We start from the raw sequence: 25152 nt of genomic DNA, 5'->3' as shown, positions 1-25152 counted from the left end.
GCCTCCCGCGAAAGAATTGGTTACATAAGAGTTTATTAATAATATGACATGAAAAGGTTGTGTCTGCAAACAAAAATGACGGCCCGGCCCGGGAAAATCAATCCTGCGCTGTCCCTTGCTTAAAGCGAGCGGCATGGAGAAGCGTCACCTTCCTCTCCTAAGAACCAAAGGATTCCAATCTTAAAAAAAGCGTCCGCCCTTTCACGGATACCCGCGAAGAACGGACGCTTCTTATGACACCGCCGGAGCGGCCGCAAGGCCGGGGACGATGCGTCACCCGGGTATGGCCGATTTACATATAGTAAGGGTTACTCACGTTGGGTTGATGCTGGGACACGTTCGGTGTCTGGGCATACATGCCTTGTCCGCCCATTTTTTGCTGAATGAACTGCCGGCTTTTTTGCTGAGTCTGCTGTGCGCTTTGAATTTGTTTGTCCAGCTCCTGGCGGAGCGCCTTGGAAGGCGCCTGGTACATGTTCAGCTGCGACATTTGCATGTAGAGCTCGCCCTGAATGCGGAGCGTATTCATCGTCAAGTCATTAAAGGCGCGGCGAACCGTCTGACAATTGGACTCCGTTGCGGCTGTCGCGTATTCGCGAACCGTCCGTTTCAAATCCGCCAAAATGATGTTGAGCAAATCCTCTTCTTGCATAAAAGCATTTGTGTTTTGTGCGTACACGTAAGTGACCTCCTAAAAGTTTTGTGCTGAGCAGCTTAAGAGAAAAACTTCAACTAAACTGGCTTCGGAAGCATCGACTTAAGTTTTGTGATCGGTCAGGAACGGACCAAAGTTATTGCGGCTGGGAAGGAGCGTACTGCTGGTGCTGCTGAAGAAGCTGGATCAGTATTTCCATATGGTGGTTGTGATTTTGGATATGCTGCTCGCAAATTTGGCGAACGGCTTGATTTTGTGTCACTCCGGCCGTGGCGGCGTACTGCTTGATAAGCATTTCCTCATTGGAAATGGAGTCGGAAATATAATCCAATTCTTTGCTGCTGAGCGGTTGCATTTGAGTGGATTGCATTGCATTCATTCCTTTCTTGGGATGGTTCAACCGATCTTAGTATGCCTTTCCTTCCGCCATTTATGTGCTTAATTTCGCAAGCAAAAGCCTTCTCCTGAAAATCCAGGCGGCCGGTAACTTTTGTTGCAGCATTTCTTTCTATTTGTGATAATGGGTTAGGTATAAAACCGGGAAGGGTGGAGCTCACATTATGTGGAAAGATTTCAAAAACTTCGCGCTGAAGGGAAATGTGCTTGACCTCGCATTCGCTGTCGTGATCGGGGCCGCCTTCGGCAAAATCGTAACCTCGCTGGTAGGCGACATTATTACGCCATTGATCGGACTCTTGATCGGCGGGATTAGTCTGGAAGGGCTGCAGTATACACACGGCAGCGCCGTGCTGAAATACGGGGTCTTTCTCCAAAGCGTGATCGACTTCTTTATTATCGCCTTCTCTCTGTTTCTGCTGGTCCGGATTGCCGGAAAGTTTAAACGCAAAAGAGAGGAAGCCCCCAAAACCGAGCCCGCGCCGACGCGCGAAGAGGTGCTGCTGACGGAAATCCGCGATCTGCTGAAGAACAAATAGTGCCCTAACGTATCTTGAAGCAAAACAATGCCAAAAGCCGTCTCTCCTGCCCGCATTGGGCAAGGGAAACGGCTTTTCAATAGGGTGCGTAACAGGCCAGCACCGGTTGGGTTTCGATTTAACGCATCGTCTACCGCTCGGGCACTATATTTTTCCGCAGCATTCGGCGCAGACACAGCCAGCTTCCGAGGGGAGCAACGCCAAGGCCCAGCATCAGCAGAGTAACGGTGCGTGGGGCGGCGCTGGCCGACAGAACGCCGATAAAAATAAATGTCCCCGCAAGCCTCCCGGTCATCAGACACAGCTCGCGCAGCACAATTAGTTCAACCCGCATCCCCGCGCTCTCCTTGCTCTCGCCCATCAGATCAAAGCTGCTCGAAACCATCGGGAGCATATACAGCGGAATGAACAGCGACGTTCCGATCCCCATAATCAGTAGAGTGCCGTAGTTAACCTTCCACAACAAGGGGAAGATAACCGCCACCAGCAGCAGCGAGCCCCAGAACATCCCGGCCGACCGATATTTCGGTTTAAGCCATTTCCCTGCCGCCCAGTAACAGACAAGCGATACCGCCGAGGTAATCAGCGTAAACTGCCCCAGCTTGCTTTCCTCTTTAGACGCTATGTATACGAGCAGGCCGATCAAAAAGGAAAATACGCCTTCCCGAAGCCCCTGAAATACAAGTCCCGCTCCCATTACGCGCCAATCTCTATCTTCGGAATGAAGCTCATGCCAGGGCTCGAGCCATTGATACTCGCCGGGAGTTTTTCGCTTTTTCAGAAAGAAGCTCAGCACCGCCGCCACCCCGTAAATGCAAAGCGAGATGATGAACACTACCCGATACCCACGGTTTCCGTTCATCGAGGAGATCAGCCACCCGGACAGCCAGGGACCGACGATACCGGCCAAGGAGCCAAGTAGTCCAACCCAACCGTTGAAAGCATTCCGGTTACCGGGGTCCGTGGTCTCAAAAAAAACGATGTTGAAGGCAAGCCAAAACAGCCCCAGAGCAACTCCCAACAGAACGCCGAGCGGCCAGACATAATCAACCACCCGGCTCTCCAGCCACAGCACCAATAGATAAAAAAGGCCCGAAACGGCGATGCCAAGCCGCAGGGCATTCATTTTATTGAACTCCTTCACCCATTTGCCGCCCAGCCAAAAGCTGAGGCCCAGAGCAATTTGCTGAGCCACCGTAAACCAGCCAATCATGATATAGTCCTGGCGGCTTTTCCATAAGTATACATTTAAAAAAGTTCCCGCAAGCGCCCCCGACAGCACGAATAACCCGTTCACCGCCAAGAGCAGCCGCGGTTGTCCCCGCAGCGATTCATTCATGATGCTCCCCCCTTACCCTTTGAGACATGCCTTTGATAGCATGCCCCAAACGAAGGGATTCTTACCGGCGGGAATTTATTTCCGGAGGCCGCCGATACCCCGGACCCACTGCTTGCGGTCTTCTTCCGCCAGGCTGTGCTGAACCTGGAAGCATGACGGACAGACGTACATATTCAGGGAAAAAGGTGCCTTTAGCAGCGGTACGCCGACAGCTGCGGGCACCGCAGCGTTGAACTCTTTTACCAGAGTGGTACCGGCCAGCAGCATATACTCATGGCACTGCGGACATTCCGGTACCTCGGACTGCTCATCCAGAATGGCTGCCACAGTGCTGTCATAGCGCTCCAGATCGTAGGCGTCACGATAGCTGTCAAGCAGGTTGTAGACGGGAACAATGCCGTCCTGTCCGTCTTCTCCCCATAAATCCCCGTCCCCATGTTCATGCTCATGCTCGTCGTCGTCTTCCTCATCCTCCAGATCCTCGCCGCTGATGTTGACCGTTCGGTAAGCGCTCAGTTCGTTGCCGCAATGCGGGCAGGTTTTCTCCGGTCCAAGTTCCTCATCCCATACGATTTCCGTATGGCACCAAGGGCACACAGTTGTATCCATCTCTCCAGTCTCCTTCATCATTTCATCATTAAGTAGATAATTCCGGCCGCCAAAAAAAGAACCGCCGAAACAAACAGTACGCGCACCAGAATTTTCATGCCGCCCTCAAGTCTCCTTCTCGCGCCTGAATCGTTCTTTACAAAATCGAGGCCCCGATGACATAGGACAACGACACGGAAATAAGCATCGCCGTAAGTCCAACCGCCCGGTTATCCGCCGCAATCTCCTTGTCAATCGAGAAGACGGGCGTCAGAAATTCAAACATAAAATAGGCGAGCAGAAGGAGAACGAAACCGATGAGGGACCATTTCATCGTGTCATAAATCGAGGCCTGCGCCTGAATGCTGAAGCGGAGCACATTGCAGATGCCGAATATTTTGCCGCCGGTTGCCATTGAAGCCGCCACGTTGCCCTTTCGGATTTCTTCCCAGCAGTTGTATTTCGTCACCATTTCAAATATGGACAAAAAGACAACCAGCTCCAGTATGGCGACCGCAAAGTAGCCGAGCACGCTTCCCAGCGGATGATTCAGCAAAGCATCGATTGTGTGTTCCATGGGTTCCTCCTTCTTTCCGCCGGAAACGCCGCTATTTCAGCTCGGCAACCGTTACGCCCGCTCCGCCTTCATTGTAGTTGCCGAGACGGTAGCTCTTAACATGCTTGTGTTTGCGCAAATATTCCTGGATTCCCGAACGCAGGACACCGGTTCCTTTGCCGTGGATGATATAAATTTGTCCAAGGTTGCCAAGGAACGCTTCATCAATGAAACGGTCCGTGTCGATCAGCGCCTCCTCCAGATTCGCTCCCCGCAAATCGAGCTCGCTGCGGGTATTTTCATCCCGGGTGCGCTTCAAGGTCGTGGCCTGGCGAAGCGGCTGGGGCGCAGAAGGCTTCGCGGAAGACAGCAGCTCCAGGTCGTCCAGCCGCACCTTCATTTTCATAATGCCGAGCTGTACGACGGCTTCTTTGCTTCCGCTCAGCTCGACGACATGTCCCTTCTGATTCAGGCTGTTTACAGCCACTTCATCTCCAGGGCCGATTTGTCGCGCCGGCTTGTTCTTCGTGCTGCGCGCAGGCTCCTTCTTACGCGGCGAAGGCTGCGCTTCATCGAGCCGCCGCCGGGCTTCAATCAGCTTATGCTCCTTGACCGACGCCCCTTCCTCCAGAGCCAGGCGCCGCAAATCGCCGATAATCTGTTCGGCTTCCTTACGGGCCTTGTCGACAATCGCTGCGGCTTCCTTCTCTGCCTTATCCAGCCATTTGTCCCGCTGGTTCTCAAGCTTCTCCAGCTCCTGGCGCTGTCTGCCGCGCAGCTCTTCCGCTTCGCGCCGCAGCATCTCGGCCCGTTCGCGCTCGTTCTCCGCGCCTAGCCGGTTCTCTTCCAGGGAGGCGATCATATGCTCGACGCGCAGATCCTCTTCCTTGACCTCGCCCCGAGCATGCTCCAGAATGGCCTCCGGCAGTCCCAGGCGCTCGGCAATTGCGAAGGCGTTGCTTCGGCCGGGAACGCCGATCAGCAGGCGGTACGTCGGACGAAGGCTCTGCACGTCAAATTCCATGCTGGCGTTGATGACGCCGTTACGTTCGTAGGCGTAAGCTTTAAGCTCGCTGTAGTGCGTCGTCGCCACCATCCGGCAGCCCGTCCGGTGGATATGCTCCAATATGGCAATGGCCAGTGCGGAGCCTTCCGCCGGGTCCGTACCCGCGCCGACTTCGTCGAGTAGAACCAGGCTTTTGGTAGTCATCCGCTTGAGGATGGATATAATATTGGTCATATGGCTCGAGAATGTGCTCAGACTCTGCTCTATGCTCTGTTCATCTCCGATGTCAGCGAATATGCCGTCGAACACGCACATTTGGCTGCCTTCTTCGGCCGGAATAAAGAGTCCGGACATCGACATCAGGCTGAGCAGCCCAATGGTCTTCAGTGTAACGGTCTTGCCGCCCGTATTCGGGCCAGTCACAATAATGGAGCTGTACTGATTGCCAAGCTCCGCATCCAGAGGAACGACGGACTCCGCCGGAATCAGCGGATGTCTTCCTTTGCGCAGCTTCAAGTAGCCGCGGTCGTTCATCCGCGGCCTGGACGCTTTCATTTCTCTGGCCAGACGGGCTTTGGCGAATATAAAGTCAAGCTGGCCGAGAATATCGACATCATAAGCGGTCTCCTCGGCAATTTCTCCGACAAGGGCGGTCAGCTTACGCAGGATGATTTCGATTTCCCGCTCCTCTCGCAGTCTCGTCTCTCGAAGCTTGTTGTTCATCGCGACAATTGATTCCGGCTCGATGAACAGCGTCGCCCCCGAGCCCGACTGGTCGTGAACGATGCCGCCGAAGTGCGAGCGGTATTCCGCCTTAACCGGAATAACGAACCGGTCGCCGCGGATCGTAACGAGCTGGTCCTGCAGCATCTTGGCTACGGAGGAGGAGCGAATCATCGAATCCAGCTTCTCGCGGATTCTGGTCTCGCCGTTTCGCAATTCTCTGCGGATGGCGGACAGCTCGGGGCTTGCGGAATCAAGCACATCCGCATTCTCGTCGATGGCAGAGCGAATCGCGTCCTCGACAGGCTTCTGCTCCGAGATCAAATCGCTTAGATCGAAGAGCATCGGAATCTGCTCTTCTTCATGCATGGCCGCAAGGAAGCGCTTGACCCGGCGCCCGCCGCCAATCGTGTTGCCGACGGCCAGAAGCTCGTGCGTGCCAAGCATTCCGCCGATGAAGGCCCGTTTCAGCGCCGATTTAATGTCGGTAATGCCTCCGAAGGAAGGGATTCCCTTCAAGCGGTCGACCGTTGCCCCTTCATCCGTTGCCTGCAGCAGCAGCTTGACGGCTTCAAAATCGCCCGATGGCCTGAGGGTTTCAGCCATTGCTTCTCCCATCGGGGTTTGTGTATACTGCACCAATTTATTTAAAATCTTTCGATATTCAAGCGTATGCAATATCTTGTCGTCCAATTACGGTCACAGCTCCCTTCATATAGAAATCATTATACCGAATATGGAGCATTTCCGCTATTTGGGTGCTGCCTTCCAACATAACGGAGAATGATTCTGTGTACAATAACGATTGCACGTATCCTTAAGCTTGAAGCAAAGGAGGCTTGTACAGTGAGGTTTTTAGGTCATGTAGTCCGCTTTATCGTTTCCGCGCTGGTTCTTCTCGTGGTTGGCTGGATTGTGCCAAACTTCAGCATCGGCGGATTCTGGAGCGCCCTTATGCTTGCTTTGGTGATCGCTCTGCTGGGGTGGATCGCCGAAGGCATCTTCGGGCGCAAAACAACGCCGTTCGGGCGCGGTATTGTAGGGTTTCTGGTGAGCGCCCTGGTCATCTGGCTTGCGCAGTTCATTGTCGCCGGAGTTAGCGTGTCCATCATCGGCGCAATCCTCGCGGCACTGGTCATCGGGATTATTGACCTGTTCCTGCCTGTCTCGACGCCGTTCGAAGCCGGCAAATAACAGGAAGCCGCGCAGCTAAGAAGAAACGGCTTCGCCGCCGTCCTCTGGAAGAGGAAGGCATCCGTTTCTCGTAAAAATATCAGGTTAAGGATAAGCGCGAAGCTTATCCTTTCTGATATTTCCACAAAGAAGCCGTCCCCTGCACATTAGTGAAGGGACGGCTATCTTAGGTTATGAATCAGACCGGCACAAGCCGATGTTCACCGGCGGTGATTACCCGGTTTTTACCGCTGCGCTTAGCCTGGTAGAGGGCCTCGTCCGTTCTGCGAAACAGCAGCTCTTTACCGTCTCCTGCCCGGTAAGGGCAAAGGCCGATGCTAACAGTAATCGGTTTGCCTCCCGCATAAGGATGCTCCATTTCCGATATGCCGGACCGGAGCGCTTCGGCCAGCACCAAAGCGTCCTCCAGGCTTTTATCCGTAAAGATGACCGCGAACTCCTCGCCTCCGTACCTGGCGGCAAAATCGTTGAGGCTGATCGTTCCGCCAATCTTCGCCGCGACCTCTTTCAGCACAATATCTCCAATCCAGTGTCCGTAGGTATCGTTCACCTGCTTGAAATTGTCGATATCAAACAGCGCAAGCTGCAGCTGCAGCCCGTTCTTCTCGCTTTGCTCCAGCAGTGAATCCAGATATTCATGAAAGGTCTTATGATTGTAAAGCCCCGTAAGCGCATCGATCTTGAGCAGCTTGTCCGAAAGCGCCCGTTCGACCAGAAGCCCCTGCTCCGATTTGGTCACTTGCTCCAGGTATTGGCTCGTTTCGTACGCTCTCACGATAACCCCCCGCGCCATCACGACAAACACAATAAATATACTTTCCACCATCAAAAATTCAAGCAGCGGTTTCTCCAGCAGTCTTCGCTCCAGCCCGAAGTAAATGCCGGCGTACATCAAGAGATTAAGCCCTCCAAGCGCAAACAGCATCCTGAGGTCAAAATACACAAGCGAGGCCATGACCGGTATCATCAATGCCATCTGGGCGCCGTCGATATACGGTTCGACTATAAAGTACAGCAGATAAGACACCAACAATCCGCAGCCGATCACTATTTGCTTCTGAAATCTGAATTCGGCCCGCAGCCACACTTCCGCCACGATCATAATCAGCAGCATAAACAGGCTGCAAGGGAGTATAAAATAACCGATCTGCTCCGGAACGGTGGTATCGGGCGCCAGCTTCAAGCCGCCAATCGCATAGACCATTTGCCCAACTAAAGTAATCGCTATCAGCGTCCAATACAAATTTAATATCTTTCGGTGCCAGACTTCCGTGTTCATTAAAACAGCTGCTCCACTAATGACAATCCCCTACTTTTAACCTTTGTATTATAATATATGCGCGGTATAATGCTTTTCATTATAATAAATTTGAATCGCTTTTGCATCCGGTTTTTAGATTCCTGATTTAGCTTGCGAGGCCGGTTGTACCACTTTCTTTGCCCGGAAGCGTTATCATTGTAAAATCAGGCATATGCTCTTTTTGTGCGAGTTTTGCTGTAGTCTTGCCCTGAACCATAATCTTCGCAAAACTTAAGCGTATGCTTCCGATGCGAGTTTTGCTGTAGTCCAGTCTTGATGCATTATCTTCGCAAAACTTTTAGGAGGGTTCATATGAAAAAAACGGCATTGTACCTGACATCCATCACTCTTTTGCTTACTCTCGTCAGTGGCTGCGGGAAATCGGGCAACGGCGGGAACACCGCGGACAGCGGGACCGGAAGTACGGCCGTCACGGCTTCGGCGCAGGAGGAAATCGTCATCAAGGCAACCAATTTCCGCTTTGACCAAAAAGAGTACCATCTGAAAAAAGGGGTTCCCGTCAAAATTACACTCGAGAACGCAAGCGGCAATCACGGCATTCTGGTTCCGGAGCTTGAGCTTCAATTGAGCGGCAAACATCTTTCACAGGTAATCGTTCCCGAACAAGCGGGGACATTCAAGATGACCTGCTCGGTATTTTGCGGCTCCGGTCACAGCCAAATGAGCGCCGATCTCATCGTGGAATAGATTCGTCAAAAAGGTAAAGGGCAGCCCCAAACTTTCGGGGCTGCCCTTTAAATGCAAGAAACGCAGTCGCGGCCTGCACGGTCGCTGTCCGCCGTTTCTTCTTGTGCGGTTAGGTTCAACTATCCTGTTCGATGAGCTGAATCCATTCATTATACTCATTTTGCAGCTTCGCATATTCAGCCTGAAGCTTCTGATGCTCCTGCGCAACACGATCCAGCTCGTTCTGCCGGATGTTGAATTCGGCCTGCAGCAGCCGCAGCTGCCCCTGGACAAGCTCGTAGCTTTCGCCGATCTCTTCAAGCTTCCGAAGCGCGTCACTGCGTTCCTGGCTAAGCGAATCACGCAGCTGCTCGCCCTCCAGGGCCTCCTGCTGCCAGACTTCGATTTCTTCGCGGAGCTTTGATTCCGTCTCGGCCCACGTCTGCTGCGCCTGCTTCAGCTCTTCGTAGCTCACTTTCCACGATTCGCCGTAGCTTCGAGCTTCGCTTAGCTGTTCGCGCTGCAGCTCGGCGGCAGCCGCCGCCTCTCTGCCCGCTTCGGACAGCTCCTCCAGCCGAAGGGATGCTTCCCCTGCTTCCTCCTCAAGCAAACGGCAGCGTTCCTCCAGCCGTTCTCCGCTTTGCAGCACTTCATCGTACTGCATGATCAATTCCTCATGTCGCTCACGCAGACCGGCCAGAGCGCTCTCGGTCTCCTCGCTGCGGACACGCAGCGCCTCTGCCGAGCTCTCGGCTTCCCGCCGGAGAGCCGCTTCCCGCTCCAGCGACTTCGACAGCTCTTCGGCTTCGCTCCGAAGCCTGTAAAGCTCTCCCTGCACCGCTTCGAGCTTCTCCTCGGCTTCAAGCAGGCTGACTTCGAGCTCGCCGATCTCCTCCTGCCGCTTGCCCGCCGCCGCCTCCCACTCGCCGTGTTCGGTCGTTATCCGCGAAAGCTCTTCTTCGGTGCGGTGAAGCTGCTTGGACGTCTCGCCCAGCGACTTCCGCAGTTCTTCCGCCTGGCCCGCCGACAGCTCGTAGTCCTGCCGAAGCTCCGCTAGCTCCTGTTGCAGCAGGTCTCCCAGACCGGTAGCCGCCTCCAGCTCGCCGCTCAGCTTCTGCTCGCGCAGAAGAGCCTCGTTATGCTGAGTCTGCAGCGCAGACCGGGCTTCCCGCTCCGCCTTCAGACCCGCCTCTTCAGAGCGCAGCTTCGCCTGAAGCTGGCTGATCGTGCCGCGCAGCTCGCCGAGATGCTTCTCCATCTCCTGCGCAGCTTGCTTGTGCCGGTTCTCCTGATTGCCCAAGGACTGCCGAAGCTCCTTGTTCTTGGCAAGCTCCCGCTGCAAAGACTCCCGCTCCTGGCCCAGTTCCTTGTTCAGCGCCGCGGTGGCTTCTTCCCGCTGAAGGGTCAAAATGCTCTTCGTCTCTTCCAGCTCCCTGCCGAGCGCCGCCTTCGTCTCCGCAAGCTCCCGCTCCAGGCGACCCGTGATCTCCGTCAGCTCCGACATGTGTGAAGCCCGAAGCTCCTCCAGCTCCGCCCGGTGTCCGGCGCTGAGCGCTTCCACTTGCCTCAAACGCAGCGCCTCGGCCTGCTCCAGTTGGAGCCGGTAGCTCTCCCGGCTCTCTTCCTGTTCGCGAGCATGCGCTTCGCGAAGCTCCTGCAGCTCCAGATCCCGACGCTTCAGCTCTTCCTCAAGGCCCTGCCGGACCTCCGCTGCGGTCTCCTCCGCCTGCCGCAGACTCTCGCTATGAGCGCTGCGTTCCCGCTCCTCGGCCTCCAGATGCCGCTTGCGTTCTTCTTCGGCTCCAGCGATCAGCCGCTGCTTCTCCTCTTCGGCTCCGGCAATCAACTGCTGCTTCTCCTCTTCCGCCTCAGCGATCAGCCGCTGCTTCTCTTCCTGAGCCGAGGCCTTCAGCCGTTCCCACTCCTTCTCCTGCTCCCCTTGGGCCTCGAGCAGACGGGCAACCTCAGCGCGAAGCAGGCTGCGTTCTCCGGTCAGCATATTCACTTCATTCTTGAGATCCTGCGCCTGGATCGCCTGCTCCGCCATGTGTACGGCTGCAAGAACCGCTATGCGCGGAGTATCCAGTCGGCTATGGGATTTGGAAATCGCCCGCATATGCTCGTCCACATATTGGGCGACCTGTTTCATATATTCAGTGCTGCTTCCAACCAATTTATAGGAAGTACCGTAAATTTCGACGGCGACACGAGTCCGGTCCATTGCCACAGTTGTGCCCTCCTTTATGTGTATGCGGATTCTAAGTTGGTCTCTCGTCTCTCTATTGTAACGTTATCCACAAGCATTTGGCAAAAATGTGCGCTTATCTTATTAGCCGCGATTAGCCGCAAAAGCCTCTCCAATGCAAAAGAAAAGCCGCAGCGAATCCGGGGTTCTAATTGGATTCGCTGCGGCTTTGCACAATTCCTGCTACTTTCTTAAGTTTGCGCCAAAACTTTGCTGAAGCGCGTCCAGCACCTTGGTGTGCACCTCCGAGACTTCCTCATCGGTTAATGTATGCTCCGCATGGCGGTACAGCAGGGAAACGGCGACGCTCTTCTTGCCGCTTTCCATCTTCCCGCCCGTATAGACGTCAAACACCTGCGCCGATTGCAGCAGGCTGCCTCCCTGTTCGCGGATGACATCCAGCAGACGGCTTGCCGGAACTTCCGAATCGACGACGAGCGCAATATCCCGTTCCATACCGGGGAAACGCGGAAGGTCCGTGAACTGCAGCGTTGTCCGGGCCGCTTCGTAGAGCGGCGCCAGCAGAATCTCGGCCGCATACGTATCCTCCAGATCCTGCTTGCGCTGCAGATCCGGATGAATCTGGCCTATGGTGCCAAGCTTCACCCGTTCGCCCTCCGCGTTCAGGTAGACCGATGCGGAGCGGCCAGGATGATAGCCCTGCGGCGAATCGCCTTCGAAGACAACGGCATTCTCTAGTCCGAGGTAGGCGAACACCGATTCCAGCGCGCCTTTCAGATCGAAGAAGTCGACGGGTTCGGCTGCGACATTCCACTGCTTCGCTGCCCGGCTTCCCGTCAGCAGCAGACCGAGGGTCTGGAACTCCCGAGGCTGACGGGTCAACTGCTCCTCATCGGTAACAAAGACAGTACCGATTTCGAACAGCGCCAGATCGCTCTGGCGGCGGTTCAAGTTGTACTGCGCGATATCAAGCAGCTGCGGCAAAAGACTGGTCCGCAGCACGCTGCGCTCCTCGCTCATCGGCAAAGCCAGCTTGACCGCATGCCCGCCCTCGGTCAATGCCGGGAACAGCGTCGTCTGCTCGGGCTGAATGAAGGAATAGCCCAGCACTTCCTGGTACCCGCCGTCGGCCAGCAGCCGGCGCAGATTGCGGCGCATCGCCTGCGGCCCGGTCAATCCTCCCGGTGTTGTCGGTCCTTCAATCGGCGTGGTCGGAATGTTGTCATAACCGTACAGGCGGGCAACTTCCTCGAGGAGATCCACGTCCAGCGTAATATCGCCGCGTCTTGTAGGCACGCTGACCTCAACCACTCCTTCTTCCGCATCGCCGAATGAAAAATGCAGCCGCGCAAACAGCGTCTTCACTTCCAGCAGCGAAAGGTCCGTGCCGAGGCGGCTGTTGACCTTGTCGAGCGACAGCTTGATGACTCTCTCCTGTACATCGTCGGTTCCGGCCTGAACAATCCCTCCATGCACGGAGCCGCCGGCAATGCTGCTAAGAAGCGAAGCCGCGCGGTCCAGCGCAGGGATAACGGAGCGCGGGTCCACTTCCTTCTCAAACCGCAGGGAAGCTTCCGAGCGGAGACCGAGCTGACGGGAGGTCTTGCGGACCGTTCCGCCGTCGAACCGGGCCGATTCCAGTAAGATATTGACCGTCTGATCGGTGACCTCCGAATTCAGGCCGCCCATCACGCCTGCCAATCCCACCGCTTTGGCCGCATCCGCGATAACCAGCATATGCGGCTCCAGCTTGCGCTCCTGGCCGTCCAGCGTGGTGAGGATTTCGCCTTCGCGGGCGAGACGGACGCCGATGACGCCGCCCTCAAGCCGGTCGGCATCGAAAGCATGCAGCGGCTGTCCGTATTCCAGCATGACATAGTTCGTGATGTCCACAATATTGTTAATCGGACGGATGCCGGCCGCCATCAGGCGATTCTGCATCCACAGCGGAGAGGGAGCGGGCTTCACACCGGCGATATACCGGACTGCATAATGCTTGCAGTGCTCCTCGTTCTCAATCGTAACGGCTATTTGCTCAGAAGCAGGGAATGCGATCTCAATAACATCCCGGCCTGGATTCGGCAGAGACAACTCGCGTCCCAGAATGGCGCTGGTCTCATAAGCCGCGCCGATCATGCTCAGACAGTCGGACCGGTTCGGAGTCAGATCGAATTCCAGAATCTCGTCGTTCAAACCGAGCACTTTCGTAATGTCTTGCCCGATTTCCGTATCTTCCGGCAGCACAAGGATGCCTTCCTGAAGCTCCTTCGGCAGCAGCTTGTCGTTCAGGCCCAGCTCCTTGGCCGAACAGATCATACCCTGGGACAAGACGCCGCGAAGCTTGGCCTTCTTGATCTCAAGACCCGGAAGCTTCGCGCCAACGAGCGCCACGGGAACCTTTTGGCCGGCGGCCACGTTCTTCGCTCCGCAGACGATCTGCAGGTCCTCTTCCTGACCGGCGTCGACAATGCATACATTCAGTTTGTCGGCGTCGGGATGTTTTTCCTTGGATTTAACATATCCGGTTACGATGCCGGACAGCCCTTTGTTCCGTTTCTCCACGCTGTCGATTTCGATGCCCGCGTCCGTAATTTTATCTGCCAGATCCTCTGCGGTCACGCCATCCAGCGAAATATAATCAGCCAGCCAGCCGGTAGATACTTTCATGTCCGTTCACTTCCTTATTTAATGTTGATTTTCTTACGCTCTCAAGGGAAATTCACACGCCCCGGAACTGCTTGACGAAGCCCATATCGTTGAAATAGAAGTTGCGGATATCGTCAATGCCGTATTTCAGCATCGCAATCCGCTCTACGCCCATGCCAAATGCGAATCCGCTATATTTTTCAGGGTCATAACCGCCCATTTCCAGCACCTTCGGATGCACCATGCCGGCTCCCAGAATTTCCAGCCAACCGGTCTGTTTGCACAATCTGCAGCCGTGTCCGCCGCATTTGAAGCAGCTCACGTCGACTTCCACGCTCGGCTCAGTGAAAGGGAAGAAGCTCGGACGAAGGCGAATGCCGGTGGACGGCCCGAACATCTCCTTAACGAACTGTTGGAGCGTGCCTTTCAGGTCGCTCATGCGGATATTCGGCCCGATAACCAGCCCTTCAATTTGATGGAACTGGAAGGAGTGAGTCGCATCGTCGTCGTCGCGCCGGAACACTTTGCCCGGGCAGATGATTTTAACCGGAACTTCGCCTTCCATTGCCAGCATGGTGCGGGCCTGAACCGGAGATGTCTGGGTGCGCATCAGCAACTCTTCCGTCAAATAAAAGGAATCCTGCATGTCGCGGGCCGGATGGTTCTTCGGCAGGTTCAGCGCCTCGAAATTGTAATGATCCGTCTCCACCTCGGGACCTTCAGCCACATGGTAGCCCATGCCGATGAAAATATCCTCAATTTCCTGAATCACCCGGTTCAGCGGATGAATACCACCCTGGGGCAGACGGCGTCCCGGCAGCGTAACATCGACTTTCTCTGCTTGCAGACGCTTCAGCGTTTCCTGCTCCTGAAAAGCCTCCTGCTTCGCGGAAATAATCTCCTCAATGGCGCTCCGTACCGTATTTGCCACCTGTCCGATGACCGGGCGCTCCTCCGCGCTGAGTGAGCCCATGCCGCGCAGAACCTCCGTCAGCTCGCCCTTCTTGCCGAGATATTTTACCCGCAGATCATTCAGAGTCTGAGGGTCCTGAACCTCCCGCAGCTTCTCAAGCGCTTCAACCTTCAATGCTTCCAGCTTTTCTTTCATGGCTTTAGCAGCCTCCTTCACTTCAATATTCATGCACAAAAAAAGCCTTTTCTCCCGCTAAGGGACGAAAAGACCGTGGTACCACCCTTGTTAGACAGCTGCGGACGTTTCCCGTTAAAAGAATAAACGCTCAGCTAATACTGCCTCACTTTAAACAGAAATAACGGTCTGTGGCCGGTATCCTCTACTTAATGATCACCCTCCTGGGCGTCATGTTCAAAGAACTGCTCCGGAGCGAACTTCGACAGCCCTGATTCCCGGACACGCTCTCAATCTACGGCGTATCCTCCCTGTGGGTCCGATGCTGTGTACTCTTCTCCATCGTCGCATTATTTTATTCCTTCTTACAGTATTCTTCATTATAGAGTTTTCGAGCTATTTTGGCAAGCGGCCCACCCAAAATGCCTGAAAACCGCCCCGCTCCGGCAGACGGATTCACATTGCCACGCGTTTGACGACATCGGCTCTAAGTCTTAGTCCGGGCAGCCCAAGAATCCGGCCGATCCGGGTACCGATCGTATTCAGGACGGACATTGGGCATAAATATAGACAAGTAACTCTTTTCCCTAGCAGCAGAGGATCAATGACAGCAGCACCAGGCTACCATAAAAACCGCCTTTGCCCAGTTGTCAACGGAAATATAATTTTCTGTCAGATAAAAGGGCTGTGCTTTGAGCCATCTTGCGATAGCCCCAAACTGATAAACAATAAACACTAGCCAGATTCCTCCAAGGACGTATCGAACGGGCTTTAGCTGGGTAATAAGTCTCAAGGGTTTTTCCCGCCAGTTCAATACATATTGAATAACGCCGGCCTTGCCAAATGATCCTGGCATGCTGCCTGGCTGAAAGCGTATGTACATATCCCGTAATTCTGTGAGAAGAAGCATCGGTTCCATTTATTTTGATGAAGGTTTGCTCCGGCTCAACCGGCTGAACGGATCGATTGCCCCGCCGGTGTGGCTGCGGACCATCGCCTGCCGATGCCAAAAATGGTTTTCGAAAATCTCTGCCGCTTTTCGCTCCTTTTGTTTTGAATCAGCATAGTTTACGGACCGAATATCAGTCTATGACAGAACCAACAATCTGGGCTGCCCTGCCTCGGACAATCTTTGGGAACGACTTCTTCTATGGCGGTCATGGGGCGCGCTCATCGTGTGATTTTATAATGTCTTTGCGAGGAGAGGAAGACAGTGGCTGGGTTCACCGAAGCTAAAACAACCCGTAAATTAATCATCATGTTCGCTGCTATAACTATACTTCTGATAGGCGTGAGCATCGGCTCCTTGCTGTATCTGAACCATACCATTAACCGGTTCTCGGCGACCCTTTACGAGGATATCAACCGGAATACAGGTCTTATTCGGAATGCCGAGCGGGACTTGAATCAAGCCTCGATCGCTCTGCAGATGGTTCTAAACCCTTCGCTGCCCGAAGCGCAGCGCTCTGAATTCCGGCGGGAATTCGATAATAATCTGATGGGTACCGAGCAGAATGTAGAAGACATTAGACTGAAGCTGGACTCGATGGAGCCCTACCAGAGGGGGAAAAAGAGCGAAAAGCTGCTCGCTGATATCCGGCAGGAGCTTGCTGGTTTTGAAGGACCCTTCGGAGAATGGCGGGCAGACGCGCAGGCGCTCCTCTTAACCGGCAGGCCGAAGAGCGGCGAAGTCCCGGAGAACTTCTCTTCCGCTCCGGACAGCGTACAGCTGAAACAGGCGCTCCTGAATCTGAACCGGTCGGAAGAGCTGCTTGGCAGTTATGCGGAGCAGGTAATCGCCGATTTTCAGAGCCGGAAAAGCTCGGTATTCGCGCTCTATTCCCTGATCCTGTTCATGCTTGTTCTCCTTATTATTTATCTGGGCCGAAGAATTCTCTCGCTGCAAACCGAAATGCGGGAGGAACAGGCGCTGTACCAGCTTATCGGGGAGACGATGTCCGATTTCATCCTGCTTACGGATGCCAACGGCCTGATTCTGTATGCGTCTCCGTCGCATTTTGCAGCGTTCGGTTATATCCCCCAGAAGGGTGATCCCCTCTCCCTCTACATCCGGGAGCCCGAAATTGCCTGGGCCAAACTAAAAAGTGTAGTTCAGGCCACGCCGAAGATGGCGGAACTGAGAATGAGGAGCTCTGAAGGACACTGGATATGGCTGGAAACGAGGGTCTCTCCCGTAAAAAGCAGCCTGCCCATTCCGGCGAGGTTCATGCTTGTTTCCCGGGAAATAACGCAGCGCAAGCAGTATGAGGAAAGGCTGCACAAGCTGGCTTTCTATGATCATCTGACGTCGATCCCCAATCGGGCCCATTTTAAAATGTATATGGAAAACCTGATTTCCCATCCCGATGACCGAAGGCAGAAGCTGGCGCTTGCTCTGCTCGATTGCGACAGGTTCAAGCAGCTTAACGACACCTTGGGACATCTGGCCGGCGATGAATTTTTGCAGCTGTTGTCCAGCGAGCTTCAGCAGGCCGTAAAAGGCTTGGGCCAAGCATTCCGGATTGGAGGCGATGAATTCGCCGTCGTGCTTCATCTCGGCTCCGCTCCCGAAAAAATGGATGAGATACTGGACCGGCTGCTCCAGCTGTTCAACAAGTCATGGTCGGTGAATAACGGATCGAGTTTCCGTACTTCGGCAAGCATCGGCGTCGCGCTCTACCCCCAGCATGGAAAGACTATTAACGAACTGCTGCGGGCAGCCGATCTGGCGATGTACCGTTCCAAAAGCCATGGCGGCAATGAAGCCAATCTGTATGTCAAAGGGATGGACGAAGAATACCCGGAGCAAGAGGATACCAGGCATTAAAGCCCGGTTTCCCTGCAAACTTTTTTCAAATTTAAAAAGGCTGCTGCAGCGCCGGGATGAACGGCGGATTGCAGCAGCCTTTTGCATCGGTGTCCTTCAATGTTTCAACTGGTCATGGAGAGTTTCTTGTCAACGGCAGGGCTGGTGTCGCTGATCAGCACCTTGACCTCCTTGTCGCTCTTCGAGCAATCGATGAACTTGTCGGTGCTTCCGTCCCGTGCCTCCCAATCGTTTACCCGCAAAATGTAACCGAAGGAACGCGTCTCCGGCAGCACCTCGACCACGGCGACAGCCCGGCCGTCCTCCATATACCGGAAATTGATTTGACCGTCCTGTATTCCGGTGCCCCACACCCATAAATTCCAGCCGCTAAAATCTCCGTCGGCGCGTTCATAGTGCACCTCGACTCTTTTGGCCCGCGGACGCGGCTCACCGCACTCGTCATAGAGCACCATCATCGAGAGTCCTTCAAGCTGCACTTCTGTCCCTTCCACCTTCCGGAAAGCTTCCGAGCCCGCACGGGTATGGTCGACAACCACATTCCATTGTTCCGAGCAGGTGGGCAGACCTGTCATGACTTCCCACGGATTGGCGTTGAACAGAACGACGATATTCTTCCACACGTCGCCGCCGGCGTGATTTTTCAGGATGTAGGAAACAACGCCCCCGTCGCAGCGGTAAATTTCCAGCGAACGCTCAATCTCCTGGCGTCCGCGCAGCCGGAAGGCCGGGTGATTTTTCCGCAGTGCGATCAGACTCTTGTAGTATTCAAACACCGGCAAGAATCTGGCCTTGTTGCTCCAGCGGATTGCATTGATGGCGTCGCCGCTCCGGTAGCTGTTATGGTCGCCGAATTTGCTGCGAAGCATCTCGTCACCCGCATGCATAAACGGAACGCCCTGAGAGGTCAATACAATTCCTCCGGCCAGCAATGAACGGCGCACCGTCTCATTGTCAAGCAGGCTCTCTTCAGTAATGCCAATATACGGGTCGGCTTTCGCCACCGCTTCCTCCAGACTGCCGCCGCCGTTCTTGAGCCTTCCGTTATCCAAATCGGGGAACCGGCAATCCTGACGCACTCCCTGCACCGCCAGTATCTTATCCCACAGATTCAAGTTGTCATGCGCAGTCGTATAATTAACCGTCTCTGCCGGAGAATCCGCAAAGTCATGAACGGCTCCGATAATTCCGGCCGCAACCGCTCCTTCTTTGCCCATCTCACCTGTAACAAAGCCTCTTCCCCAACCGTCGCTGTCGCCCTTAATGGCTGAGCGGAAGTTATCGTTAAAGACGGCAAAGCCCTTCCCACGCTGTGCGCCTTTAAGCGTCTTGGTGACCAGAGGGGAATCGCCACCGGTCCATGGTTCACCGTATACAATCAGGTTCGGGTTAATCTCCAGACGCAGTTCCTCGGTGATTTCACGCATGGTTGCCGTGTCGATAAGACCCATAAGGTCAAAACGAAAACCGTCGATATGATATTCAGCAGCCCAGTGCCGGAGAGAGTCTTTGATGAATTTACGCACCATCGGCCGTTCGGTGGCCAGTTCATTGCCGACTCCGGATCCATTGGAGAGACGGCCCGCATAGTCATGCCGATAGAAATAACCCGGCGCGAACGCTTCGAAAGGTCCCTTATCCACGGAATACGTATGGTTGTAAACCACGTCCATAACGACCGAAAGTCCCTGCCGGTGCAGCGCCTGAACCATCTCTTTAAATTCCCTGATGCGTACGGCGGGGTCGGATGCATTCGTGCTGTATGAGCCTTCCGGTGCATTATAGTGCTGCGGATCGTATCCCCAGTTATAGTTGTTCTCACCGGGAGCCGCGTCTCTCTGCTGCAGTTCGTCCACCGTCTGAAAATCGAACACGGGGAGCAGATGAACATGCGTGATACCCAGCTCGCTTAAATGATCGATTCCAAGCGTATGGCCTTCCGAATCGCGAAGACCTGTCTCTGTGAACGCTTTATATTTTCCCTTTCCGCTGATGCCCGAAGTTTCATGAATCGAAAAATCGCGTACGTGCAGCTCGTAGATCACCGCATCCACCGGATGCTCCAAGGGGAGGTATGCATCTAGCTCCCAGCCTTCGGGATTCGTTTCACTCATATCGATAATGGCCGATCGAAGTCCGTTTGCCGAAACGGAGAATGAATAAGGATCGGTCGACTCCCGGATCGTCCCATCCGCATAAACAACACGGTACATGTAAAATTTACCCTTCAGATCCCCGGCAATTCTGGTCTGCCACACCCCGCCTTCCCGGCGAAGCATATAAGTCAAGCGGGCGTCTTCCGACCACTCAGCATTTCCGCTTTCTTCTCCTCCCGAATTGTACAGCACAAGTGACACAGCCGAAGCTGTCGGCGCCCACACCTTGAAGATGCTGCCTTCCGGAGTATAGCTCAAGCCCAAATCTCTGCCCTCATATATTTCAGCTGCGGATTCCGCATTCATATAATAGTTTTTCATTGCATCCACCATCCTATCGCTCCCGTGCATTATAGCCGCCGGAAGTTTTTAAATCCAGATATACCCAAAACCCGGATGCCTTATACATGGCAAATGATGAATAATAAAGGCATAAAACTCATTGCCAATATATAATATGTAACAGTATGTTCACAGGTTTGGGTTTTTGGCTTTCTTATGAAACCTCTTACTTTTATTATCGGTTAAAATGACTATTTCCTGTATATAAATAACTAAATTATCTTCAATTTTTAATGATTATAACCTGCACAAAAACGCAATTCACTAGAAAATATATGCAAATGCCCAAGAAATATGGCAGATTTCCGAACATCATCCCCATTTTGCCACGAACTTTCGCCAAAACAAGAAGAAACGGCTTCGCCGTCCTTTTAAGGACGGTACCATTTCTCGTAGAAAAATAAAACAAAGTAATAAGTGCGCAGACCTTAAAAATCCTTATTTTTTGGAAAAACTAACTTTTTTCAGGAGCTTCCCCGCAGAAATAAAAAGGCCGGTCCGATGGACCGGCTGAGTCATTGTTGGAAAAGTGGTTGATTGTTAAATCGAAGGAATGCCCCGGCCGATAGCCGGATTAGCTGCTGATGCCGCGCACCAGAGCAACTACTTCCTCCGCTGTGCCTAGATCCAGCGCTTTAGCGGCCAATGTCTTCATTTCATCGACAGACAGCTTCGAAATTTGGCTGCGTGCCGGCAAAATGGAAGTGGCGCTCATACTGAACTCGTCGAGCCCAAGGCCAAGCAGCAGCGGAATGGCTGTTGCGTCTCCGGCCATCTCACCGCACATTCCCGTCCATTTGCCCTGGGCGTGAGCCGCGTCGATAACGTTCTTGATCAGACGCAGGATTGCGGGATTGTACGGCTGATACAGGTAGGATACCCGTTCGTTCATACGATCGGCAGCCATTGTATATTGAATAAGGTCGTTCGTACCGATACTGAAGAAATCAACTTCTTTGGCGAACTGATCCGCGAGTACGGCCGTGGACGGAATCTCCACCATAATGCCGAGCTGAATGTTGTCCGAAACTTCCTGGCCTTCGGCCAGAAGCTTGGCTTTCTCTTCAAACAGCAGATCGCGGGCGGCGCGGAATTCCGTAAGCGTCGCGATCATCGGGAACATGATGCGCAGGTTGCCGTGAACGCTTGCTCTCAGCAGAGCGCGGAGCTGCGTGCGGAAAATATCCTGGCGGTCCAAACACAGACGCACTGCGCGGAAGCCCAGGAACGGGTTCATTTCCTTCGGCAGATCCAGATATGGAAGCTCTTTGTCCCCGCCGATGTCCAGCGTCCGGACAACAACCGGCTTGCCGTTCATATTTTCCAGAACGGTCCGGTAGGCATTGTACTGAATTTCCTCGGAAGGCAGCTTGTCGCGGCCCATATACAGGAATTCGGTACGGTACAGGCCTACGGCTTCGCCGCCATTCTCAATTACGCCCGCCACATCATTCGGCGTACCGATGTTGGCGGCCAGCTCCACATGCGTGCCGTCGGCGGATACCGTCGGCTCGTCCCGAAGCTTTTTCCACTCCGCAATTTGCTGAGCATAGGCCTCCTGTTTCGTGGTGTACTCAGCCACCTCGGCGTCGCTCGGGTTAATGAGCACATCGCCGCTCAGGCCGTCTACAATGACGAGATCACCGGCTTTTACTTGGGACAGCACATTCTTGGTGCCGACAACCGCCGGAATCTCCAGGGAGCGGGCCATAATGGCCGAGTGGGAGGTGCGTCCGCCGATATTGGTCGTAAAGCCTTTGACATATTGACGGTTCAGCTGAGCCGTGTCGGACGGCGTCAGGTCTTCCGCGATGACGACAACCTCTTCACTGATTTCCGCAGGGCTCACATAATGGATGCCCAGCAGATGATTCATTACACGTTTGGTCACGTCGCGCATATCGGCTGCGCGTTCCTGAAGGTACGCGCTTTTCATGTTCTCGAACATGGCGATGAATTGGGCAGACACTTCGTTTAATGCGTAATCCGCATTTACCGATTCCTCGCGGATTTTATCCTTCACAGGGCTGATCAGCTCAGGATCATCCAGAATAAGCAGGTGGGATTCGAAAATCTCCGCCTTCTTCTCGCCCAGCTCCGCCAAAGTGCGCTCTTTAATCGTCTGGAGCTCCGCTTTCGATACTTCAAGCGCCTGATCCAGCTTGGCAACTTCCGCCTCTACATCTGCTACAGCGGTCTTCTTGATGGTATAGTCGGGGTGTTCCAGGATAAAGGCTCTGGCTACCGCAATACCTGCCGAAGCCGCGATTCCTGAAATTTTAGTCATTCAGCTCTCCCAGCCCTTCTTTGATCATAACTTCCTGAAGCGCGCTCAATGCTTCAGTTTCTTCGCTGCCTTCCGTAATCAGCGTCAGGGTGTCGCCTGGTTCCAGGCCAAGGGACAGAACGCCGAGGATCGATTTCAAAGTTACCTTTTTGCCTTTTGCTTCTGCAAATGCTTCAGTGCCTTTGAACTTTGTAGCAGTGTTTACCAGGGCAGTAGCCGGGCGTGCGTGAATTCCGTCCTCGTCGATGATTCTGAATGTTTTTTGCATAATTATCCAACTCGCTTTCTCTAATTTGTAGTGTATAAGGTAATGGCTAACGCTTCCATATATTATAAAGGATGCGCAGCCGGTTTGCACTTTTACTGGATGGAGATGATGTCTTTATCGCCAATGGACACCTTGCCCGGCTTCTTCAGCGTTACCGCAGAGCCTTCCGGCAGATTCGAGAAGATTACCGGCGAAATGACGGAAGGCGCGTGAGCCTTCACATATTCCAGATCGACTTCCATAATCGGCTGGCCTGCGGCGACAAGATCGCCTTCTTCTACCAGTACGGTAAAGCCCTGGCCTTTCAACTTAACGGTGTTGACGCCGATATGGACGAGCACTTCTTTGCCGCCATCGGACATAATGCCGATTGCATGCTTGCTCGGGAATACGTTGAACACTTTACCGTAGACCGGCGAAGCGATTTTGCCGTCGGAGGACAGGAACGCGAAGCCGTCACCCGTCATCTTCTGGGAGAACACGGCGTCCGGAACCTGCGTGATATCCAGCAGTTCACCGTTAACCGGCGAAACGATATCTTCAGGGATAATAGCCAGACCTTGTTCACCTGCCTGCTGCTCGGCTTCCGGCTCGGGAGCCAGGGCTACAGGAGCTGCTGCCGGCGTTCTGCCTGAAATAACATCCTGAATTTGCGACTTGATCGTATCGGAACGGGTGCCGAAAATGGCCTGTACGTTATTTCCTACTTCCAGCACACCCGACGCGCCCAGCTTCTTCAGCCGGTTCTTGTCGACATTCACTTTGTCTTTAACTTCAACCCGCAGTCGGGTAATGCAGGCGTCCAGATGAACAATGTTCTGCTGGCCGCCGAGAGCGGACAGAATATTGCGCGGCAAATCATCGCCCGCCGTAGAAACCGCCGCCGCGTCTGCAGCCGTACCGTCGGCGTCATTGTCGACCGCATCTTCGCGGCCCGGCGTCTTCAGGTTGAACTTGCGGATCACAAAACGGAATCCGAAGTAGTAGATGACGGCTATCACAAGACCGACTGGAATGACAAGCCACCATGCGGTGCGGTTCGGAATAATCCCGAACAGCGTATAGTCGATGAACCCGCCGGAGAAGGTCATACCGATCTTGACGCCAAGAATTTGCATTGTCATAAAGGAGAGACCGGCAAAAACGACGTGTACCGCGAACAGCAGCGGTGCCACGAACAGGAACGAGAACTCCAGCGGCTCGGTAATCCCTGTCAGGAATGAAGTCAAGGCCGCGGATACCATCAGGGAGCCGACAACCTTTTTGTTCTCCGGTCTGGACTCATGGTAGATAGCCAGAGCGGCGGCAGGAAGCCCGAACATCATGAACGGATACTTACCGGTTGTAAACGTACCCGCCGTAAACGGAACGCCGTCACGAAGCTGCTGCATGAAGATCCGCTGGTCGCCTCGGACCAGATCGCCCGCCTTGTCGACATAGCTTCCGAACTCGTACCAGAACGGCGCATAGAAAATGTGGTGCAAGCCGAACGGAATCAGCGAACGTTCGATCAGTCCGAAGATGAACGCCGACAGCGTCAAATTCGTATTGATCATGTTCTGGGACAAGAAGTTAAGTCCATGCTGGATGGGAGGCCAGACAATGGTCAGAACAAGACCCAGGATCAAGGATGTAACGGCCGTCATGATCGGCACAAAGCGTTTGCCCGCAAAGAACCCTAGATACGAGGGCAGCTCAATATTGAAGAAGCGCTTGTACATGGATGACGCCAATATACCGACGATAATACCGCCGAACACCCCGGTCTGAAGTGTCGGAATCCCCAATACGCTGGCATAGGCGTAATCCTGTCTGCTCAGAACGTAATCGTTGATTCCGAGCACCGTTCCCATTGTCACATTCATGACGAGGAATCCGATGATCGCCGCAAGGCCCGCAACACCCTCGCCTCCGGCCAGACCGATCGCCACCCCGACGGCGAACAACAACGACAGGTTGCTGAAGACGATTTGCCCCGAATTCATCAATACGTTAGCAATGGCCTGAACCGAATGGTTCTCAAGCGCCGGCACATATTGCAGAAAGTCCGGGTTGACCAGCATGTTGCCAATCCCCAGCAGCAAGCCCGCCGCCGGAAGAATCGCAACAGGAAGCATTAGCGCTTTACCGACTCTCTGTAAAACCCCGAAAAGCTTTTTAAACATTGAAGTGTCACTTCCTTTAACGATTATGAACAACAAGCAAAACAGAGCACAAAAAAGGCATGAGCGTAAACAGTCTACCGGTTGTTCCCTAACCCTAGAGTTAGATTACCCCGACAAGGGGAAATACAACCAAGTTACCGTAAATCACTCATGCCTGATCGAATCAGTTACACGTTAGTATTCTG

18 protein-coding genes and 1 other annotated feature are annotated in these 25152 nt (G+C 54.0%); of the genes, 4 read left to right on the top strand and 14 right to left on the bottom strand.

Translation table 11 applies throughout. The annotated features are described in order from the left end of the window. Positions 1 to 292 precede the first annotated feature (292 nt). Positions 293 to 679 carry a spore coat protein gene (locus tag PSAB_RS08215; protein ID WP_025334096.1) on the bottom strand — a complete coding sequence of 129 codons (387 nt, stop codon included), beginning with the start codon at positions 677 to 679 and terminating at the stop codon, positions 293 to 295. Positions 680 to 791: 112 nt separating this feature from the next. Continuing rightward, positions 792 to 1025 (bottom strand): hypothetical protein, encoded by a 234-nt coding sequence (locus PSAB_RS08210; RefSeq protein WP_025334095.1) that lies wholly within the window; start codon positions 1023 to 1025, stop codon positions 792 to 794. 190 nt (positions 1026 to 1215) lie between these two features. Here PSAB_RS08210 and mscL point away from each other — a divergent pair, with 190 nt between their 5' ends. Beyond that, a complete protein-coding gene (mscL, locus tag PSAB_RS08205; RefSeq protein ID WP_025334094.1) occupies positions 1216 to 1590 on the top strand; it encodes a large conductance mechanosensitive channel protein MscL in 375 nt (124 codons plus the stop codon). Positions 1591 to 1720: 130 nt separating this feature from the next. Here the strand turns inward: mscL and PSAB_RS08200 are convergent, their stop codons facing one another. From PSAB_RS08200 to PSAB_RS08185, 4 genes are all read right to left on the bottom strand, one after another. Further along, a complete protein-coding gene (locus PSAB_RS08200; protein WP_025334093.1) occupies positions 1721 to 2929 on the bottom strand; it encodes an MFS transporter in 1209 nt (402 codons plus the stop codon). A gap of 75 nt (positions 2930 to 3004) precedes the next feature. Next, positions 3005 to 3538 (bottom strand): hypothetical protein, encoded by a 534-nt coding sequence (locus tag PSAB_RS08195; RefSeq protein WP_025334092.1) that lies wholly within the window; start codon positions 3536 to 3538, stop codon positions 3005 to 3007. Positions 3539 to 3674: 136 nt separating this feature from the next. Further along, positions 3675 to 4094, bottom strand: coding sequence for a DUF350 domain-containing protein (locus PSAB_RS08190; RefSeq protein ID WP_025334091.1), 420 nt, complete (start codon positions 4092 to 4094; stop codon positions 3675 to 3677). 31 nt (positions 4095 to 4125) lie between these two features. Then, positions 4126 to 6495, bottom strand: coding sequence for an endonuclease MutS2 (locus PSAB_RS08185; protein WP_025334090.1), 2370 nt, complete (start codon positions 6493 to 6495; stop codon positions 4126 to 4128). Between the two features lie 153 nt (positions 6496 to 6648). On the opposite strand from PSAB_RS08185, the gene PSAB_RS08180 reads away from it, so the two are divergent. Then, positions 6649 to 6996 carry a phage holin family protein gene (locus PSAB_RS08180; RefSeq protein WP_025334089.1) on the top strand — a complete coding sequence of 116 codons (348 nt, stop codon included), beginning with the start codon at positions 6649 to 6651 and terminating at the stop codon, positions 6994 to 6996. A 178-nt stretch (positions 6997 to 7174) separates the two neighbouring features. Here the strand turns inward: PSAB_RS08180 and PSAB_RS08175 are convergent, their stop codons facing one another. After that, positions 7175 to 8275: a GGDEF domain-containing protein gene (locus tag PSAB_RS08175; RefSeq protein WP_025334088.1), complete on the bottom strand. Its 1101-nt coding sequence runs from the start codon at positions 8273 to 8275 to the stop codon at positions 7175 to 7177. A gap of 333 nt (positions 8276 to 8608) precedes the next feature. Between PSAB_RS08175 and PSAB_RS08170 the strand changes: the two genes are divergently transcribed. Next, positions 8609 to 9004 (top strand): cupredoxin domain-containing protein, encoded by a 396-nt coding sequence (locus PSAB_RS08170; protein ID WP_025334087.1) that lies wholly within the window; start codon positions 8609 to 8611, stop codon positions 9002 to 9004. A gap of 115 nt (positions 9005 to 9119) precedes the next feature. On the opposite strand, the gene PSAB_RS08165 is transcribed toward PSAB_RS08170, so the two are convergent. From PSAB_RS08165 to pheS, 3 genes are all read right to left on the bottom strand, one after another. Then, the gene (locus PSAB_RS08165) at positions 9120 to 11204 is read right to left on the bottom strand and encodes a hypothetical protein (RefSeq protein WP_476739331.1); all 2085 of its coding nucleotides are present in this window, start codon (positions 11202 to 11204) and stop codon (positions 9120 to 9122) included. Between the two features lie 207 nt (positions 11205 to 11411). Beyond that, positions 11412 to 13856 carry a phenylalanine--tRNA ligase subunit beta gene (gene pheT, locus PSAB_RS08160; protein ID WP_025334085.1) on the bottom strand — a complete coding sequence of 815 codons (2445 nt, stop codon included), beginning with the start codon at positions 13854 to 13856 and terminating at the stop codon, positions 11412 to 11414. Positions 13857 to 13908: 52 nt separating this feature from the next. Then, positions 13909 to 14943 (bottom strand): phenylalanine--tRNA ligase subunit alpha, encoded by a 1035-nt coding sequence (gene pheS, locus PSAB_RS08155; RefSeq protein WP_025334084.1) that lies wholly within the window; start codon positions 14941 to 14943, stop codon positions 13909 to 13911. A gap of 57 nt (positions 14944 to 15000) precedes the next feature. After that, positions 15001 to 15277 (bottom strand) — a binding site (T-box leader). A gap of 858 nt (positions 15278 to 16135) precedes the next feature. On the opposite strand from pheS, the gene PSAB_RS24530 reads away from it, so the two are divergent. After that, positions 16136 to 17749 (top strand): diguanylate cyclase domain-containing protein, encoded by a 1614-nt coding sequence (locus tag PSAB_RS24530; RefSeq protein ID WP_025334082.1) that lies wholly within the window; start codon positions 16136 to 16138, stop codon positions 17747 to 17749. A 104-nt stretch (positions 17750 to 17853) separates the two neighbouring features. On the opposite strand, the gene pulA is transcribed toward PSAB_RS24530, so the two are convergent. From pulA to ptsG, 4 genes are all read right to left on the bottom strand, one after another. Continuing rightward, positions 17854 to 20226 (bottom strand): type I pullulanase, encoded by a 2373-nt coding sequence (pulA, locus tag PSAB_RS08140; RefSeq protein WP_025334081.1) that lies wholly within the window; start codon positions 20224 to 20226, stop codon positions 17854 to 17856. A gap of 595 nt (positions 20227 to 20821) precedes the next feature. Then, positions 20822 to 22534, bottom strand: coding sequence for a phosphoenolpyruvate--protein phosphotransferase (ptsP, locus tag PSAB_RS08135; protein ID WP_025334080.1), 1713 nt, complete (start codon positions 22532 to 22534; stop codon positions 20822 to 20824). Continuing rightward, complete coding sequence (locus tag PSAB_RS08130) at positions 22527 to 22802, bottom strand: HPr family phosphocarrier protein (protein ID WP_025334079.1); 276 nt, start codon at positions 22800 to 22802, stop codon at positions 22527 to 22529. Before PSAB_RS08130 ends, ptsP begins: the two co-directional genes overlap by 8 nt. A gap of 92 nt (positions 22803 to 22894) precedes the next feature. After that, the gene (gene ptsG, locus PSAB_RS08125; RefSeq protein ID WP_025334078.1) at positions 22895 to 24967 is read right to left on the bottom strand and encodes a glucose-specific PTS transporter subunit IIBC; all 2073 of its coding nucleotides are present in this window, start codon (positions 24965 to 24967) and stop codon (positions 22895 to 22897) included. Between the last annotated feature and the right edge of the window lie 185 nt (positions 24968 to 25152).

The sequence above is a fragment of the Paenibacillus sabinae T27 genome, assembly GCF_000612505.1.
Classification (GTDB): domain Bacteria; phylum Bacillota; class Bacilli; order Paenibacillales; family Paenibacillaceae; genus Paenibacillus_AQ; species Paenibacillus_AQ sabinae.
Note: the sequence above shows the minus strand (reverse complement) of the source record. Positions and strands in the feature narration are given on the sequence as shown.

Coding starts and splice junctions, on each gene's coding strand:
- PSAB_RS08210 (WP_025334095.1), bottom strand. CDS start 1,025: ATGCAATCCACTCAAATGCAACCGCTCAGCAGCAAAGAATTGGATTAT.
- mscL (WP_025334094.1), top strand. CDS start 1,216: ATGTGGAAAGATTTCAAAAACTTCGCGCTGAAGGGAAATGTGCTTGAC.
- PSAB_RS08200 (WP_025334093.1), bottom strand. CDS start 2,929: ATGAATGAATCGCTGCGGGGACAACCGCGGCTGCTCTTGGCGGTGAAC.
- PSAB_RS08195 (WP_025334092.1), bottom strand. CDS start 3,538: ATGGATACAACTGTGTGCCCTTGGTGCCATACGGAAATCGTATGGGAT.
- PSAB_RS08190 (WP_025334091.1), bottom strand. CDS start 4,094: ATGGAACACACAATCGATGCTTTGCTGAATCATCCGCTGGGAAGCGTG.
- PSAB_RS08175 (WP_025334088.1), bottom strand. CDS start 8,275: ATGAACACGGAAGTCTGGCACCGAAAGATATTAAATTTGTATTGGACG.
- PSAB_RS08170 (WP_025334087.1), top strand. CDS start 8,609: ATGAAAAAAACGGCATTGTACCTGACATCCATCACTCTTTTGCTTACT.
- PSAB_RS08165 (WP_476739331.1), bottom strand. CDS start 11,204: ATGGACCGGACTCGTGTCGCCGTCGAAATTTACGGTACTTCCTATAAA.
- pheT (WP_025334085.1), bottom strand. CDS start 13,856: ATGAAAGTATCTACCGGCTGGCTGGCTGATTATATTTCGCTGGATGGC.
- pheS (WP_025334084.1), bottom strand. CDS start 14,943: ATGAAAGAAAAGCTGGAAGCATTGAAGGTTGAAGCGCTTGAGAAGCTG.
- pulA (WP_025334081.1), bottom strand. CDS start 20,226: ATGAAAAACTATTATATGAATGCGGAATCCGCAGCTGAAATATATGAG.
- ptsP (WP_025334080.1), bottom strand. CDS start 22,534: ATGACTAAAATTTCAGGAATCGCGGCTTCGGCAGGTATTGCGGTAGCC.
- PSAB_RS08130 (WP_025334079.1), bottom strand. CDS start 22,802: ATGCAAAAAACATTCAGAATCATCGACGAGGACGGAATTCACGCACGC.
- ptsG (WP_025334078.1), bottom strand. CDS start 24,967: ATGTTTAAAAAGCTTTTCGGGGTTTTACAGAGAGTCGGTAAAGCGCTA.